General features: G+C 71.4%; 17 protein-coding genes. 12 read left to right on the top strand and 5 right to left on the bottom strand.

The window, feature by feature from the left end:
- Positions 1-305 precede the first annotated feature (305 nt).
- The 6 genes from QRT05_RS13015 (at position 306) to yjfF (ending at position 7122) form a co-directional block, all read left to right on the top strand.
- A complete protein-coding gene (locus QRT05_RS13015; protein WP_289447689.1) occupies positions 306-965 on the top strand; it encodes a response regulator transcription factor in 660 nt (219 codons plus the stop codon).
- Positions 962-2170 carry a sensor histidine kinase gene (locus QRT05_RS13010; protein ID WP_289447688.1) on the top strand — a complete coding sequence of 403 codons (1209 nt, stop codon included), beginning with the start codon at positions 962-964 and terminating at the stop codon, positions 2168-2170. Before QRT05_RS13015 ends, QRT05_RS13010 begins: the two co-directional genes overlap by 4 nt.
- Positions 2171-2411: 241 nt before the next feature.
- Positions 2412-3431, top strand: a complete 1020-nt coding sequence (locus tag QRT05_RS13005; protein ID WP_289447687.1) for an ABC transporter substrate-binding protein — start codon at positions 2412-2414, stop codon at positions 3429-3431.
- Positions 3432-3521: 90 nt separating this feature from the next.
- Positions 3522-5054, top strand: a complete 1533-nt coding sequence (locus QRT05_RS13000) for a sugar ABC transporter ATP-binding protein (RefSeq protein WP_289447686.1) — start codon at positions 3522-3524, stop codon at positions 5052-5054.
- The gene (locus QRT05_RS12995; protein ID WP_289447685.1) at positions 5051-6088 is read left to right on the top strand and encodes an ABC transporter permease; all 1038 of its coding nucleotides are present in this window, start codon (positions 5051-5053) and stop codon (positions 6086-6088) included. The genes QRT05_RS13000 and QRT05_RS12995 overlap by 4 nt, the downstream gene beginning before the upstream one ends.
- Positions 6088-7122, top strand: a complete 1035-nt coding sequence (gene yjfF, locus QRT05_RS12990; protein ID WP_289447684.1) for a galactofuranose ABC transporter, permease protein YjfF — start codon at positions 6088-6090, stop codon at positions 7120-7122. The genes QRT05_RS12995 and yjfF overlap by 1 nt, the downstream gene beginning before the upstream one ends.
- A gap of 77 nt (positions 7123-7199) precedes the next feature.
- On the opposite strand, the gene QRT05_RS12985 is transcribed toward yjfF, so the two are convergent.
- Together QRT05_RS12985 and QRT05_RS12980 are read right to left on the bottom strand one after the other, a co-directional pair.
- Positions 7200-7886 (bottom strand): potassium channel family protein, encoded by a 687-nt coding sequence (locus tag QRT05_RS12985; RefSeq protein ID WP_289447683.1) that lies wholly within the window; start codon positions 7884-7886, stop codon positions 7200-7202.
- The gene (locus tag QRT05_RS12980) at positions 7879-9252 is read right to left on the bottom strand and encodes a TrkH family potassium uptake protein (RefSeq protein WP_289447682.1); all 1374 of its coding nucleotides are present in this window, start codon (positions 9250-9252) and stop codon (positions 7879-7881) included. The genes QRT05_RS12985 and QRT05_RS12980 overlap by 8 nt, the downstream gene beginning before the upstream one ends.
- 153 nt (positions 9253-9405) lie before the next feature.
- Between QRT05_RS12980 and QRT05_RS12975 the strand changes: the two genes are divergently transcribed.
- The 4 genes from QRT05_RS12975 to QRT05_RS12960 all read left to right on the top strand — a co-directional run bounded on the left by QRT05_RS12975 (position 9406) and on the right by QRT05_RS12960 (position 12329).
- Positions 9406-10584: an acetoin utilization protein AcuC gene (locus tag QRT05_RS12975; RefSeq protein ID WP_289447681.1), complete on the top strand. Its 1179-nt coding sequence runs from the start codon at positions 9406-9408 to the stop codon at positions 10582-10584.
- Positions 10585-10763: 179 nt separating this feature from the next.
- Positions 10764-10988 carry a helix-turn-helix domain-containing protein gene (locus tag QRT05_RS12970; protein WP_289447680.1) on the top strand — a complete coding sequence of 75 codons (225 nt, stop codon included), beginning with the start codon at positions 10764-10766 and terminating at the stop codon, positions 10986-10988.
- 221 nt (positions 10989-11209) lie between these two features.
- Positions 11210-11308 (top strand): 30S ribosomal protein bS22, encoded by a 99-nt coding sequence (locus QRT05_RS12965; protein WP_003792170.1) that lies wholly within the window; start codon positions 11210-11212, stop codon positions 11306-11308.
- Positions 11309-11375: 67 nt separating this feature from the next.
- Positions 11376-12329 carry an endo alpha-1,4 polygalactosaminidase gene (locus QRT05_RS12960; protein ID WP_289447679.1) on the top strand — a complete coding sequence of 318 codons (954 nt, stop codon included), beginning with the start codon at positions 11376-11378 and terminating at the stop codon, positions 12327-12329.
- Positions 12330-12352: 23 nt separating this feature from the next.
- Here QRT05_RS12960 and QRT05_RS12955 read toward each other — a convergent pair whose 3' ends face one another.
- Together QRT05_RS12955 and QRT05_RS12950 are read right to left on the bottom strand one after the other, a co-directional pair.
- On the bottom strand, positions 12353-12934 hold the full coding sequence (locus QRT05_RS12955) for a GNAT family N-acetyltransferase (RefSeq protein WP_289447678.1): 582 nt from the start codon (positions 12932-12934) through the stop codon (positions 12353-12355).
- Positions 12935-13020: 86 nt separating this feature from the next.
- On the bottom strand, positions 13021-13827 hold the full coding sequence (locus QRT05_RS12950) for an HAD family hydrolase (protein ID WP_289447677.1): 807 nt from the start codon (positions 13825-13827) through the stop codon (positions 13021-13023).
- A gap of 96 nt (positions 13828-13923) precedes the next feature.
- Between QRT05_RS12950 and QRT05_RS12945 the strand changes: the two genes are divergently transcribed.
- On the top strand, positions 13924-14184 hold the full coding sequence (locus tag QRT05_RS12945; RefSeq protein ID WP_289447676.1) for a glutaredoxin family protein: 261 nt from the start codon (positions 13924-13926) through the stop codon (positions 14182-14184).
- Between the two features lie 53 nt (positions 14185-14237).
- Positions 14238-14894: a redox-sensing transcriptional repressor Rex gene (locus QRT05_RS12940; RefSeq protein ID WP_407650350.1), complete on the top strand. Its 657-nt coding sequence runs from the start codon at positions 14238-14240 to the stop codon at positions 14892-14894.
- 89 nt (positions 14895-14983) lie between these two features.
- Here QRT05_RS12940 and QRT05_RS12935 read toward each other — a convergent pair whose 3' ends face one another.
- Positions 14984-15547 carry a YceI family protein gene (locus QRT05_RS12935; RefSeq protein WP_289447674.1) on the bottom strand — a complete coding sequence of 188 codons (564 nt, stop codon included), beginning with the start codon at positions 15545-15547 and terminating at the stop codon, positions 14984-14986.
- Positions 15548-15641 lie beyond the last annotated feature (94 nt).

Raw genomic sequence — 15641 nt, 5'->3', positions numbered from 1 at the left:
GACGACGAGCATGACGAGGAGACGGGATCAGATCGAGCGCGAGCGCCTCCTCGGCCGCCTCGCCACGGCCCGCCGGGTGCCGTTCATGACCTTCGCCCGCTGGGCCGCCGATCGCGACGCCTCTGACGTCGCCGGGGAGCTGATCGAGCGCGGCGACGTCCTGGTGTCCGAGACGGGCACCGTCCGACTCTCCGGCACCCAGGCGCTGCTGCATGCCTTCGCCGCGAGCGTCGCTTCCGGAACCACGCAGGGGCCCGGCGCTAGACTCGGCAGGCAAGAGAGCATGCGCCGGCGGTGTGGGACACATGGTGAAGCGCAAGATCCTGCGAGTGGCTGTCGTCGAAGATGAGGGCCTGCTGCGCTCGATGCTCACGGAGATCATCGAGGCGCACCCGGGCATGACCGTGGTGCACGCGCTGCCCGACGCCACGACGGCGCGGCGCGAGCTCCTCCCCGGCACCGCCGACGTCGTGGTGATGGACGTCGACCTGGGAGACGGCAACGGCGTGGCGCTGTCCGTGGTCCTGCAGCGTGCCGACCCGGAGCTGCGGATCCTGCTCCTGTCGAGCCACAACCTGATGCCGTTGGTGCTCTCGGTGCGCAACGAGGCGAGCTCACCGTGGAGCTACCTGTCCAAGCGGTCGTCGCTGGACCGCGCCACGCTGCTGAGGGCCATCGAGCGCACCGCGGAGGGGCAGGTGGTCCTCGATCCGGAGCTGAGCAGGCGAGCCGTGGCGCGCGCCGACTCGCAGCTGCAGGCCTTGTCGCCCGCCCAGATGTCCGTGCTGAGGCTCGTGGCCACGGGACTGCCCAACTCCGCCATCGGCGAGACGCTCGAGATCACGCAGCGGTCGGTGCAGAACCACCTGTTCGCCATCTACCAGACGCTGGGGATCAGCTCCAAGGAGGCTTATCCACGCGTCGCGGCGGTCCTGCGCTTCATGCAGGAGACGGCGTCCGCGTGACGGCCGCCACGGGGGGCCGCTCGCGTCGCAGGTCGGAGGTCGGCTGGTGGCGCACGGCCGCCGGGCTGTCGGACGGCGTGCTGGTGGTCGGGGTGTGCACGGTGGTCCTCTCGCAGTTCGGGCTCGCGTCGATTGCGCAGTGGGCGGTGTGGGAGACCATCGAGCCGTTCCCCGCAGGTGCGGAATCGGTGTCGCTGGCCGCGCGGTTCGGCGGCGTGGTGCTGGCCAACGTCGCGCCCCTGGTCGTCGCGGTCGCCGCCCTGGCCGTCGCGGGTCTCGCCCGGCGGAGCTGGACCATCCGCGTCGCCGCCACGCTGGGGATCGCACTGGCGGCGGGGGTGCTGCGCACGCAGCTGCTGCTGTGGGTGCGAGCCAGCGCGCCACCGCCCTGGGCGTGGGTCATCGAGACCCTCTCCGGCGCGACCGCGATCGTCGTGGCGATCATGCTCGGGCTGCTCGCCGTGGACGCGCGACGGCGCAGCCGCGTGAAGGACGAGGTGGCCGCTCAGGCCCTGGGTGAGCTCGAGTCGGAGGAGGTGCAGATCCGGCAGGAGGTCTCGCAGCTCCTGCACGGCAGCGTCCAGCAGCACCTCGTGGTGATCGCGGCGCAGCTGGACCACGTGGCCGACCTGGTCGCCGACGCGGGCGCCGACGACGCCGCGGAGCAGGTGCGCGGGCTCGCGGCAAGCCTCGACGAGGTGCGCGAGGGTGACGTCCGGCGCCTGAGCCAGACGCTGTTCCCCGCCGGCGTGGACATCGGTCTGTTCCACGCGGCCCAGCTCGCGCTCGCGCGCGTGCCGGCGCACGTGGCCACCGAGCTGCACCTGGGTCCGCTGGCCCAGCGGTTCAACGAGATCACGCGTCCGCAGCTCTCGGTCACCGAGCGTCTCCTGGAGCTCTCGGCGCTCGAGGAGGCCGTGACCAACGCGCTCAAGCACGGCGACGCGCGGCGCATCGTCGTGCGGGCCGACGTCGCGCCGGGGTCCGCCCCGGGGCTCGCGGTCCTCGAGGTCACGATCGACGACGACGGCGGCGGGCCCCCGACCGGCACGGAACCGGCGCTGAGCGGCCTGGCCCGCCTGCAGACGCGGTTCGAGCAGCACGGCGGGGAGCTCGAGGTGGGCGAGTCGCCGATCGGGGGGTTCCGGCTCGTCACGCGGCTGCCGTTCGCCGTCGTGCCGCAGGACGAGCCCGGCACCGGGTGAGGGTGGTCCAGGGCTGCTCCTGGGTCGCGGTGCGCGCCACGCCCCGGAAACTGCTGGGTCACAACTTCGTCACGACGGCTCGAGCATCTTGTGGTCGAGCAAATGTGAGCGCTAACATCGCCTCAGATCGAAAGGCACGGGTGGGGCGAAGAGGCCCCGGTGGTCCCGGCCAGGTCGGCAAGTACGGGAGCGCGGGCATCGGTCCGCCGCTCGACCCCAGTGGTTCTCGAGGAGGAGAAGCATGGTCAGCAAGAAGTTCTCGATGCGTGCAGCGGCCGCGGGTGTCGCGGTCCTCGCACTCGGTCTGTCGGCCTGCAGCAGCGGAGGCGACGACGACAACACGGCGGACCCGGGCAGCTCGTCGAGCGAGGGTTCGGGCGGCGGCGACACCATCTCGGTCGGCTTCTCCCAGGTCGGCTCCGAGTCCGGCTGGCGTGCGGCCAACACCAAGTCCATCCAGGAGTCCCTCACCAAGGAGAACGGCTTCGACCTGAAGTTCTCCGACGCGCAGCAGAAGCAGGAGAACCAGATCCAGGCGATCCGGTCCTACATCGCGCAGGGCGTGAAGTACATCGCCTTCTCCCCGGTCGTCGAGACCGGCTGGGACGCCGTCCTCCAGGAGGCGAAGGCGGCCAACATCCCCGTGATCCTCACGGACCGTGCCGTCGACACGCAGGACAAGACGCTCTACAAGACCTTCATCGGCTCGGACTTCGTCGAGGAGGGCAAGCGCATCGGCGAGTGGGTCAACGAGAACGTCGCGACCGAGCCGATCAACGTCGTCGAGCTCCAGGGCACCACCGGCTCGGCCCCGGCCATCGACCGCAAGCAGGGCTTCGAGGACGCCACCAAGTCCAACACCAACGTCAAGATCATCGCGTCGCAGACCGGTGACTTCACGCGCGACGGCGGCAAGAAGGTCATGGAGGGCTTCCTGCAGGCCAACCCGGACATCGACCTCGTCTACGCGCACAACGACGACATGGCGCTCGGCGCGATCGAGGCCATCGAGGCGGCCGGCAAGGTCCCCGGCAAGGACATCAAGATCGTCTCGATCGACGGCGTCAAGGACGGCATGCAGGCGCTCGCCGACGGCAAGATCAACTACATCGTCGAGTGCAACCCGCTGCTCGGCCCGGACCTGGCCGACATCATCAAGACGCTGGACTCGGGCGGCACCGTCGAGCCCCGTATCGTGACGCACGACGACGCCTTCGACCAGGCGGCGGCCAAGGAGGCACTGCCCACGCGGCAGTACTGACTTCGCCCCTGCTGCCCCCGGGGCCGTGGCACCACGCCGTGGCCCCGGGGGCAGTCAGCACCACCCGGTCAGCAGCGAGAAAGGTCGACGATGACCGTCCCCACCCCCTCCCCGATCGTGCAGATGTCGGGAATCTCCATCGCATTTCCCGGCGTCAAGGCGCTCGACGGCGTCGACTTCCGCTTGTTCCCCGGTGAGGTCCACGCCCTCATGGGCGAGAACGGCGCCGGCAAGTCCACCCTGATCAAGGCGCTCACGGGGGTCTACGGCATCGACTCCGGGCGCATCGTCGTCGGCGGCGTCGAGCAGGTGTTCTCCGGGCCGGCCGCGGCGCAGGCCGCGGGCGTCAGCACCGTGTACCAAGAGGTCAACCTCACGGACAACCTGTCCGTCGCCGAGAACGTCATGCTGGGGCACGAGGTGCGCCGGTTCGGCCTCGTCGACTGGCGGGCCACGCGCAAGGCGGCGCGCACCTACCTCGAGGCGCTCAACCTCGACATCGACCCCCGCTCGTCGCTGTCGTCGCACTCGCTGGCCGTCCAGCAGCTGGTCGCGATCTCGCGCGCCATGGTGGTCGACGCCCAGGTGCTCATCCTCGACGAGCCCACGTCCAGCCTGGACAGCGACGAGGTCGCGCGGCTGTTCGACGTGATCCGCACGCTGCGCGAGCGCGGCGTCGCGATCCTTTTCGTCTCGCACTTCCTGGACCAGGTCTACGCGATCAGCGACCGCATCACGGTGCTGCGCAACGGCGCGCTCGTGGGCGAGTACCGCCCGGCCGAGCTGCCGCGGGTCGAGCTGGTCGGCAAGATGATCGGTCGTGCGCTCGAGGTGCTCACCGAGCTCGAGGGCAGCACCGAGCGCGTCGTCGTCGACCGCAGCGGCACGCCCCTGCTCCAGGCGATCGGCGTGGGCCGGCGCGGCTCGATTGAGCCGTTCGACCTCGACGTCTACCCCGGCGAGATCGTCGGCCTGGCGGGGCTGCTCGGATCCGGCCGAACCGAGCTCGCGCGCCTGCTCTACGGCGCCGACCACGCGGACACGGGCGAGACCATCGTCGGCGGCGTGTCGACCAAGCTGCGCAACCCGCGCGCAGGGCTGTCGCGGTCCATCGCGTTCTCCTCCGAGAGCCGCAAGACCGAGGGCATCATCGGCGACCTCACGGTGCGGGAGAACATCGTGCTCGGCCTCCAGGCGGAGCGGGGCTGGCTGCGCCGGGTCCCGAAGAAGAAGGCCGACGAGGTGGTCTCGCACTACATCGAGGCGCTCGGCGTGCGCCCGGCCAACCCGGACGCGATCGCCGGCAACCTCTCGGGCGGCAACCAGCAGAAGGTGCTGCTCGCCCGCTGGCTGGCCACCGCCCCCAAGCTGCTCATCCTCGACGAGCCCACGCGCGGCATCGACGTCGGCGCGAAGGCCGAGATCCAGAAGCTCGTGGCCGACCTGGCCGCGCAGGGGATGTCGGTCGTGTTCATCTCCGCCGAGCTCGACGAGGTCCTGCGCCTCTCGCACCGCATCGCGGTGCTGCGCGACCGCCGCAAGGTCGCCGAGCTCGTCAACTCCGACGACGTCACCACCGACGTCGTCGTCGACCTCATCGCGAGCGGAGGCACCAGCGCATGACCGGGCTGGCCCAACTCACGCGGCACCGGCTGTTCTGGCCGATCGTCGCCCTGGTCGTGCTGCTGCTGGCGAGCACGCTCAAGTCCCACACGTTCCTGGAGATCACCGTCCGCGACGGCCACCTGTACGGCGCGCCGATCGACATCGTGCGGCGCTCGTCCATCACGCTGCTCGTGGCCCTCGGCATGACCCTCGTGATCGCGACGCGCGGGATCGACCTGTCGGTCGGCGCAGTGATGGCGATCGCCGGCGCCGTCACCCTCACGCAGATCGCGTCCTCGCCCGACCCGGGTGCGATCTCGACCGTCGCGCTGGCGATGCTCACCGGCCTCGCCGTGTGTCTCGCGATCGGCGTCTTCAACGGCTTCCTGGTGGCGGTGCTCGGCATCCAACCGATCATCGCGACCCTGGTGATCATGACTGCCGGCCGCGGCATCGCCATGCTCATCACCGGCGGTCAGATCACCACGGTCACCAGCGCGCCGTACAAGACGCTCGCCTCCGGGTACTGGCTGGGCCTGCCCGTCGCTGCGCTCATCGCGGGCTTCTTCTTCGCGGCGGTCGCGTTCGTCACGCGACGCACGGCGCTCGGCGTGCTCATCGAGTCGGTGGGCATCAACCCCACCGCCTCGCGGCTCGCGGGCGTGCGGGCCCGGACCATCATCTGGACCGTGTACGTGCTGTGCGCGCTGTTCGCGTGCATCGCCGGCTTCCTGCAGAGCTCGAACATCATGGCCGCCGACTCCAACAACGCGGGGCTGTTCATCGAGCTCGACGCCATCCTGGCCGTCGTCATCGGCGGCACGTCGCTGGCCGGCGGCAAGTTCTCGCTCACCGGCACGCTGGTCGGCGTCCTCGTGCTGACGACGCTCACGCTGTCCATCACCGTGCTCGGCATCCCCGTGAACGCGGTGTCCCTGTTCAAGGCCCTCGTCGTCATCGTCGTGTGCCTGCTGCAGTCCCCCGTGGTGCAGCACAAGCTGCGAGCCCGCCGCAGGCAGGCGGCTCCCGTGCCCGTGGAGGTGCCGGCCTGATGGCGACCGACGAGATCACCGTCAAGGCTGCGGGCAAGCGCCCGGAGCCCAGGCTCACCGGCTCGGTGGGACGCCGGCGTCCGACGCTGGACCGCCGCTACCTGCCCGTCCTCGGCACGCTCGTGGTGCTCGCACTCATGCTGATCATCGGCGGCGCGCGCTACGAGAACTTCCTGACCGGCCGCGTCATGGCCAACCTGCTCATCAACAACTCGTTCCTCATCGTGCTCGCGGTGGGCATGACGTTCGTGATCCTCACGGGCGGCATCGACCTGTCGGTCGGCGCAGTCGTCGCGCTGAGCACCTGCCTGTCGGCCTGGATGTTCCTGCACGGCTGGCCGGCATACGTCACCATCCCCGCGGCGGTCCTGGTGGGCACGCTCATCGGCTGGGTCATCGGCGTGATGGTGCACGTGTTCGAGATCCAACCGTTCATCGCGACGCTGGCCGCGATGTTCCTGGCCCGCGGGCTCTGCTACGTCATCGCACCCGAGTCCATCCCGATCACGGACCCGACCATCGTGAAGCTCTCCGAGACGCGCTGGGGCACCGACAACGGCCTGGTGATCACGCCGAGCGGCCTGATCGCGCTGGCCGTGGTCGTGATCGCGTTCGTCACGCTGCACTACACGCGGTTCGGCCGGACCGTCTACGCGATCGGGGGGAGCGAGCAGTCCGCGCGCCTCATGGGCCTGCCCGTCGCCCGGACCAAGGTGCTCGTCTACGTCATCTCGGGCACGTGCGCCGGCCTCGGTGGCCTGCTGTTCGCGATCTTCGCGCGGTCCGGCTACTCGCTCACGGGCGTCGGCATGGAGCTCGACGCCATCGCCGCCGTCGTCATCGGCGGGACGCTGCTCACCGGCGGCTCGGGCTTCGTGCTCGGGTCCGTGCTCGGTGTGCTGGTGCTGGGCCTGATCCAGACGATCATCACGTTCGAGGGCACGCTCTCGTCGTGGTGGACCAAGATCGTGATCGGCGCGCTGCTGCTGATCTTCGTGATCCTGCAGCGGCTGCTGATCGTCCGCAGGCGCTGACGAGAGCATCGCACGGCACCCCCGCCGCGCCAGGTCCGGCTCGTCGCCGGGTGGCTGGCGGGCCGGGGGTGTCGTCGTCACGGACGGGCGGCGAACCGCTCCAGGAGCTCGGCGTGCCCCGAGACGATGAGCAGGTCGTTCGCCGAGATGCGGGTGTCCGGGTCGGCGTACACGAAGTCGACCCCGGGGCTCTTCACGCCGATGACGGTCACGCCGTACCGCTCGCGGATCTTCGACTGCGCGATGGTGAAGCCCTGCGTCTCCTTCGGCGGGCGCATCTTGACCACCGTGAAGCCGTCCTCGACCTCGATGTAGTCGAGCAGCTTGCCGGAGACGAGGTGCGCCACCCGCGAGCCGGCGTCCGCCTCCGGCAGCACCACGTGGTGGGCCCCGATGCGCTGCAGGATGCGGGCGTGCTCGGCGCTGATGGCCTTGGCCCAGATCTGGGGCACCCCGATGTCCACCAGGTTGCCCGTGATGAGCACCGACGCCTCGAGGTAGGACCCGACGCCGACGACCGCCACGGGGAACTCGCGCGCCCCGAGCTGCTCGAGCGCCTCGGGGTTGGTCGCGTCCGCCTCCACGAGCGCCATCCGCCCGGCCCACTGCGCGACAAGGTCGGGGGAGCGCTCGACGGCGAGCACGTCCTGGCCGAGCCGGTCGAGCGTCGCGGCGATCGCGGAGCCGAAGCGGCCCAGCCCGATGACGAGCACGCCGTCGGACTTGCGCGGCGTCCGGGGCGCGTTGTGCGTGGTGTCAGCCAATGATCGGCCTCTCTTCGGGGAGCCGGATGACCCGACGACGGTTGCGCAGCGCGAGCGCTGCCGCAAGGGTCATCGTGCCGGTCCGGCCGATGAACATGAGCACGGAGAGCACGTACTTGGCGGCCGTGGGCAGGTCGCCCGTGACGCCGGTCGACAGACCGCAGGTGGCGAACGCCGAGATCACCTCGAACAGCACCACGTCCAGGGTCCACCCGGTCATGGCGAGCAGCAGCAGGGACGCGATGAGCACGAAGGTGGCCGACACCAGCGACACCGCGATCGCGACCTGGAGGGCCTCGCGCGGGATCCGGCGCCCGTAGGCCTCGACGTCCCGGTCGCCACGCGCCTCGGCGACGATGGCAAGCAGCATCACCGCGAGCGTCGTGACCTTGATGCCGCCGGCCGTCGAGGCCGACCCGCCGCCGACGAACATGAGCGCGTCGTTCACCAGCCAGGTGCCCTCGTGCATCTGGCTGATGTCGACGGTCGAGAAGCCGCCCGACCGGGGCATGACGCCGGCGAACAGGGAGGCGAGGACGGTGGCGCTGGTATCCAGCGGCTTGAACGTGCCCGGGTTGGTCCACTCGAACGCGGCGACCAGAATGGACCCGGCCACCACGAGGGCGACGCTCGTGGTGATCGTCAGCTTGGAGTGCAGGTTCCACCGCCGGGGCTCGCGCAGGTTGCGGGCCACGTTGAGGATGACGGGGAATCCCAGCGAGCCCACGAACACCCCGACGATGATGGGCAGCAGCACCCACCAGTCGCTCACGAAGGGCGACAGCCCTTCGGGCGTGGGCACGAAGCCCGCGTTGTTGAACGCGGAGATGCCGTAGAACAGCGCGTGCCACGCGGCCTCGCCCCAGCCCTCGTCGTACATGAGGAAGCGCGGCAGCAGGATGAGCGAGATGGCCAGCTCGAGCGCCGTCGACGTCACGATGACGGTGCGGACCAGGGAACCAACCTCGCCGAGACGGGTCGTCTTCGTCTCCGAGCTCACCAGGAGGCGCTGCGTGAGACCGATGCGGCGCGAGACGGCCATGCCGAGCAGGGACGCGAGCGTCATCACGCCGAGACCGCCGACCTTGATCGCCAGGAGGATGACCACGAGGCCGAAGCCGGACCAGTACTCGCCGGTCGGCACGACGACCAGCCCGGTGACCGTGCTCGCCGACGTGGCCGTGAACAGCGCGTCGACGACGTGCGCCCGCTCGCCGCTCGCCGTGGCCCACGGCGTGGAGAGCAGCGCGGTGCCCAGCGCGATCACGCCGCCGAAGACGAACAGCGCGAGCCGGGCGGGGGACTGCCGGGCGGAACGGTCGACGAACTCGCGGGCTCTCCATGCCACCTGAGCACCGCGCGCCATCTCACCTCCTGCGACCGGACGTCCGGGTCGGACCGTGGACAACTCTGGCATGCACCGGGCCTTCGCGCGGCGGAACATCACAGGCTCGGCGGCTGCGGGCGCCCCGACGGGCGCTCGTCGCGGCACCGTGGGCGGCGTGTCACAGTGGGGTCCATGACGGCCGAGGCGGTGCGGGTGGTGTGGTCCCCGGAGATGCTCGGCTACGACTTCGGGCCGGGCCATCCCATGACCTCGGACCGGCTGGACCTCACGTTCCGGCTGGCCGCGCAGCTGGGCGTGCTGGACGGGGTCCCCCTGATCGCACCCGGCATCGCCTCCGACGAGGTGCTCGAGTCGGTCCACGAGCCCGCCTACGTGCAGGCCGTCCGTGCCGCGGCGGAGCACGGGACGCCGAACCCCGCCCGCGGGCTGGGAACGCGCGACGACCCGGTGTTCCCGGACATGCACGACGCGGCCGCTCGCGTGGTCGCGGGCAGCGTCGAGGCCGCCCGGGCCGTGTGGTCGGGTCAGGCCCAGCACGCCGTCAACCTCGCCGGTGGCCTGCACCACGCGATGCCGGGGGCCGCCTCGGGCTTCTGCGTCTACAACGACGCCGCGATCGCGATCCGCTCGATGCTGGACGCCGGGGCGCGCCGGGTCGCCTACGTCGACGTCGACGCCCACCACGGCGACGGCGTGCAGGCGATCTTCTGGGACGACCCGCGCGTCCTGACCATCTCCGTGCACGAGACCGGGCAGGCGCTCTTCCCGGGTTCCGGCTTCGCCCGCGAGACGGGCGGTCCAGCCGCGTCGGGCACCGCGGTGAACGTGGCGCTCCCCTCGGGGACGGGCGACGAGGGCTGGCTGCGTGCCTTCGACGCGGTGGTCCCCGCCGCCGTGCGCGAGTTCGCTCCCGAGGTGCTGGTGACGCAGCACGGCTGCGACTCGCACGCGATGGACCCGCTGACGCACCTGCGCGTCTCCGTCGACGCGCAGCGGCTGGTCGCCACGTGGCTGCACGACCTGGCGCACGAGGCGGCGCAGGGGCGCTGGCTCGCCCTCGGTGGCGGCGGGTACGCGTTCATCGACGTCGTGCCGCGGGCCTGGACGCACGTGCTCGCCGTCGCCGCGCACACCTCGGTGGACGTCACCGTGCCCGTCCCCGACGAGTGGCGCGAGCTGATCCGCGACCGGTACGGCCGGTCGGGCGCGGACCGCATGGGCGACGGCCGCGAGCCCGTGCTCCGCGCGTGGTCGACCGGCTACGACCCGGCCGACGACGTGGACCGCGCGATCCGCGCGACCCGGCTGGCGACGTTCCCCGCGATGGGGCTCGACGCCGACCTGGACTGACCTGCGGGGGTCCCGGTAACGCTCCTGGTCAGGCCGCCGATCCGCGCACGCGTGCGGTCGGGTGATCCCACTGGTTCACCTCTTTCACTCCCGTCCCACGCGCCACTAGGGTGGTGCGACACCCAGTGGGGGTGCGCGGGGCCGACGCGACGCCGGCCAGGATGGAAGAGCAACCGACGATGAGCGACCAGCCGGGCCGCCAGCGCTACCTCACGGTCGTCGAGGTCGCAGAGATCATGCGTGTCTCGAAGATGACCGTCTACCGCCTGCTGCACTCCGGCGAGATGCCCGGCGTGCGCGTGGGCCGCTCGTTCCGGGTCCCTGCCGATGCCCTCGAGCACTACCTCGCCACGTCGATCCCCCCGGTCGCGGCCGCCGACGAGGCGGACCGCCGCACCTCCTGAGCGCCCTCGGGCGCATGCGAGCACCGTCTGTGGCGGCCTTCACGCCCGCGATCGATCCCGGATGCTGCCGCGCGTCGCCTCCGGGTCCGTCGATCGCGTAAGGTGGGGCCTCGGACTTTCTCCGTGCGTGGGCGACTCGATGGTTGATCGACGAACCGCGCGTCGATCAAGCAGGTCTGGCCCCCGGGGCCGGGCCCTCCACCGAAAGCGAGAGTGGACCTATGGGTTCCGTCATCAAGAAGCGCCGCAAGCGGATGGCCAAGAAGAAGCACCGCAAGCTGCTTCGCAAGACGCGCCACCAGCGTCGCAACAAGAAGTGACCCGATCGGGCCCGGCTGCCGCCGGGCCCGACGTGTTTCCCGGCCCGTCGCTCACGGGGAGACCCGGATGTCCCGACCCGTGATCCGCCCCAGGGATCCTCGCGTCACGCGCGCGCTCCTGACGGCCGTCTCGGTGGCGGTCGGCGCGCTCGTGGGTCTGGTGCTGCCGATGCTCCCGACGCAGGCGGCTTCGTCGCCCGCCGACACGGGCTCGGCCGCCGACACGGGCTCGGCCGCCGACGCCGGCTCGACGGGCTCGGCCCGCGGCGGTGCGCGGCTGGACCCGCCCGTCGTGGCGGCCCCCGGCGCGTGGCGGCCGCCCGTCCGGACCACCTGGGACTGGCAGCTGGCCTCCGTGCCGCGCGCGCCCTACCGCGACGTCGCCATGCTCGACTTCGACGGCTTCGAGGCGACGGCTGCCGACGTCGCGGCGGTCCACGCCGCGGGCACGAAGGCCGTGTGCTACCTCTCTGCGGGGACGTGGGAGGACTGGCGTCCCGACGCAGAGCGGTTCCCCGAGTCGCTCAAGGGCGCGGCGGTGGACGGATGGGCGGGTGAGGTCTGGCTGGACGTCCGGGACGTCCAGGAGGCGACGAGCTCGCTGGCGCAGATCATGTCCGCCCGCGTGCGGATGTGCGCCGACAAGGGCTTCGACGCCGTGGAGTGGGACAACGTCGACGGCTACGCCAACCGGCCCGGCTTCCCGTTCACCGCGGACGACCAGCTCGTCTACGACCAGCTCCTGTTCAACAGCACCCACGCGCATGGCATGAGCGTGCTGCTCAAGAACGACCTCGACCAGATCCCGCGCCTGATCGACTACGTCGACGGCGCGGTCGACGAGCAGTGCTTCCAGTACGACGAGTGCGACCTGCTCGCGCCGTTCGTGGCGGCCGGCAAGCCGGTGTTCGTCGCGGAGTACGAGGGCGACGGCTACTGCGCCGAGGCCAGCGCGATGAACCTCAACGCCGTCGGGTTCGACCTCGCGCTCGACGGCTCGAGGTTCGAGCGCTGCCCGTAGCCCGTGGCTGCGCGGGAATCAGCTCACAGGGCGCGCTCGAGCACGTAGTCGTCCTCGAGCCGGGTGCCCACCTGGAAGTGCTTGACGCCCACCACGGCGAACCCGTGCCGCGTGTAGAACCGCTGCGCGCGGGCGTTGAGCTGGTTGACGCCCAGCCACATCCCGGCGGCGCCGGCCGCCCGCGCCTCCGCGAGCGAGCGCTCCATGAGCGCGCTCGCCGTGCCGGCACCGTGGTGGTCGGGGTGCACGTAGCACTTGGACAGCTCGACGGTGGGCGCGAGGGTGAGGGCGGCGCGCACGTCGTCATCGGTGGGCTCGCCCGCGACGAGCATCGTGTAGCCGACGAGCTCGCGGGCCGGGCCGTCGTCAGCGGGCTCGTCCGTCGCATCCTCTGGCGACTCGTCGGGCGACTCCGCCACGAGCACCGTGCGCTGCGGGTCGGCGACGTACTCGGCGAACCGCGCGGGCGAGAGCACCGCGTCGATGAACTCCTGCTGGTCCTGCGCCGTGGATCCCGGCGGGCACGCGAGCGGGAACGTGACGGCCGCGAGGCGCGCCAGAGCGTCGACGTCGGCGGGCGTGGCGGGGCGGATCACGTCAGGCACCCGCTCAGCATAGGGAGGACCGGATGCAGTCCCCGCGAGCCGTCCGCCGCGGTGGCCGCGGCGCCTCAGCGGCTGCGCAGAGAGCGTCAGCGGGTGCGCAGGGATCGGCGGATCGACCGGATCACCAGCCCGGCGGCCCAGGCGGCGCCGGCCAGGCTCGCGGCGTTGATGCCGCGTCGCGCGGTGCGCCGACGCACGCGGAACTCGCGGACGGGCCAGCCCACCTCGGCCGCGTACCGGCGCAGGCGCCCCTCGGGGTTGATGGCGCACGGGTTGCCCACGAGCGACAGGATCGGGACGTCGTTGAGCGAGTCGCCGTAGGCGTAGCACGCGCCCAGGTCGAGATCCTCCTGCGCGGCGAGCTGCCGGACGGCCGCCGCCTTGGCCTCGCCGTGCAGCATGTCGCCCACCAGTCGGCCCGTGTAGTACCCGTCGGCGTGCTCGGCGATCGTGCCCAGCCCGCCGGTCGCGCCCAGCCGGCGGGCGAGCAGCGAGGCGATCTCCACCGGGGTCGCGGTGACGAGCCAGACGCCGTGGCCCGCCGCGACGTGCTCGTCGAGCAGGCGCTGGGTGCCGGGGTAGATCCGCAGGGACAGGACCTCGTCGTAGATGTCCTCGGCGATCGCGGTGACCTCGGCGACCGAGTGCCCGCGCATGATCGCGAGCGCCTCCTGGCGCAGGTCGTCGATCTGCTCCGTGTTCTCGCCGAACAGCCGGTAGCGGGCCTGGTGGAGGCCGAACCGCAGCAGGTCCCAGCGGTGGAAGAAACCGCGCCGGTACAGGCCGACCGCCAGGTGGAAGGAGCTCGCGCCGCGGATGATCGTGTTGTCCACGTCGAAGAACGCCGCGACGGCGCAGTGCTCCGCTCGGGGGGAGGGATCGACCTGGCGCACGTCGCCACTGTAACGACGGCCCCTGTAACGACAGCCACTGCAGTAACCACGGCAACCGCGCGGGGTCGCCGGCAGGCAGGCGATAGGGTCGGCCGCATGGCCAGCACGCGCATCGTCCTGTTCGGTCGGGACGGCTGCCACCTGTGCGACGACGCCCGTGTGCTGGTCGAGGCGGTCGCGGCCGAGACCGGCGCGACGTGGTCCGAGGTGGACATCGACGTCGTCGGCGGTGCGACGCGCGAGGAGTACGGCGAGCTCGTCCCCGTGGTCGAGGTCGACGGCGTGCGGCAGGGCTACTGGCGCATCGACGCGGATCGTCTGCGGCGGGTTCTCGCCACCGCGCCCCGCGAGCCTTAGCCTGACCCGCAGGGTCGACGCTGACCCCGGTCGACGAGGGAGTTGGCGTGGTGATCCATCCGACGAACGGCGCCGTGCGCGCGGTCCCACCCGCCACGGTGGCGCGGCTGCCTGGGTACCTGCGCGCCCTCGACGCCCTGGCCGCGGAGGACGTCGTCACGACGTCGTCGGACGAGCTCGCGGTCCGCGCGGGTGTGAGCCCAGCCCAGCTGCGCAAGGACCTGTCCTTCCTCGGCTCGTACGGTCGGCGCGGGGTGGGCTACGACGTGGCGCACCTGTCCGAGCAGGTGGGGGTCGCGCTCGGGCTGGCCACGCAGCGCCGCGTCGTCATCGTCGGCATCGGCAACCTGGGCCACGCGCTCGCCAACTACTCGGGCTTCGCCGACCGCGGCTTCGCGGTGGTCGCGCTCGTCGACGCGTCGCCTGCGGTCGTCGGCACCACCGTCGCCGGGCTGGTGGTCGAGCCGCTCGACCAGCTCGCCGACATCGTGACCAGCAGGGACGTGAGCATCGGCGTCATCGCGACCCCGGCGGCCGGGGCGCAGGACGTGTGCGACGCCCTCGTCCAGGCCGGGGTCGCGGGCATCCTCACGTTCGCCCCCCGCGCGCTGCGGGTGCCCGAGCACGTCGACCTCCGGGCCGTCGACGTCGCCTCCGAGCTGCAGATCCTGGCGTTCCACGACGCGCGGCGCACGGCGACGGGCGCCTGATCACGCGCTGCGGGGAGTCGCGTGCGCGGCAACGCACGAGCGCGCGGCCCCCGCAGGGACCGCGCGCTCGCGGGTGGTGCTGGTGCGGATCAGGCCTGCTTGATCGCCGAGACGTCGAGCGAGATGACGACCTTGTCCGAGATGAGCACGCCGCCGGCCTCGAGGGCCGCGTTGTAGGTCAGCCCGAAGTCCTTGCGGGAGATGGTCGTGGTGGCCTCGAAGCCCGCGCGCTGGTTGCCGAACGGGTCGACGGCCGTGCCGTTGAACTCGGTGGCGAGCTCGACGGACTTGGTCACGCCGTGGATGGTGAGGTCGCCCACGATGACGTAGTCGCCACCGTCCTGGCGGACGGACGTGGACACGAAGGTCCACTGGCCGAACTTCTCGACGTCGAAGAAGTCGCCGGTCTTGAGGTGACCGTCGCGGTTCGCGTCGCCCGTGGTGACCGTGGCCGGGTCGAGCGTCACGGAGACCGAGGAGGTGTGCAGCTCGTCGCCCACGACCAGCTCGCCGCCGGTGACGGCGACCGTGCCGCGGACCTTGGAGATGCCCGCGTGGCGCACCGTGAAGCTCGCCTCGGTGTGCGACGTGTCGAGCGTCCAGGTGCCGGCGGTCAGCTCGGCGGGGAGTGCGGCGTTCGTGGTGGTGGTCATGAGGTGCCTCCAGGCGTGTCGAGTCAGGCTTGTTGAAACATCAACCAAAACTGTTAGTTCAACTTTGTACTACACTCGCACCGGATGCGCAACA

Origin of the sequence: Cellulomonas edaphi, assembly GCF_030362815.1 — a bacterium.
Classification (GTDB): domain Bacteria; phylum Actinomycetota; class Actinomycetes; order Actinomycetales; family Cellulomonadaceae; genus Cellulomonas; species Cellulomonas edaphi.
The sequence above is the reverse complement of the archived record's forward strand: the minus strand, read 5'-3'. Positions and strand labels throughout refer to the sequence as shown.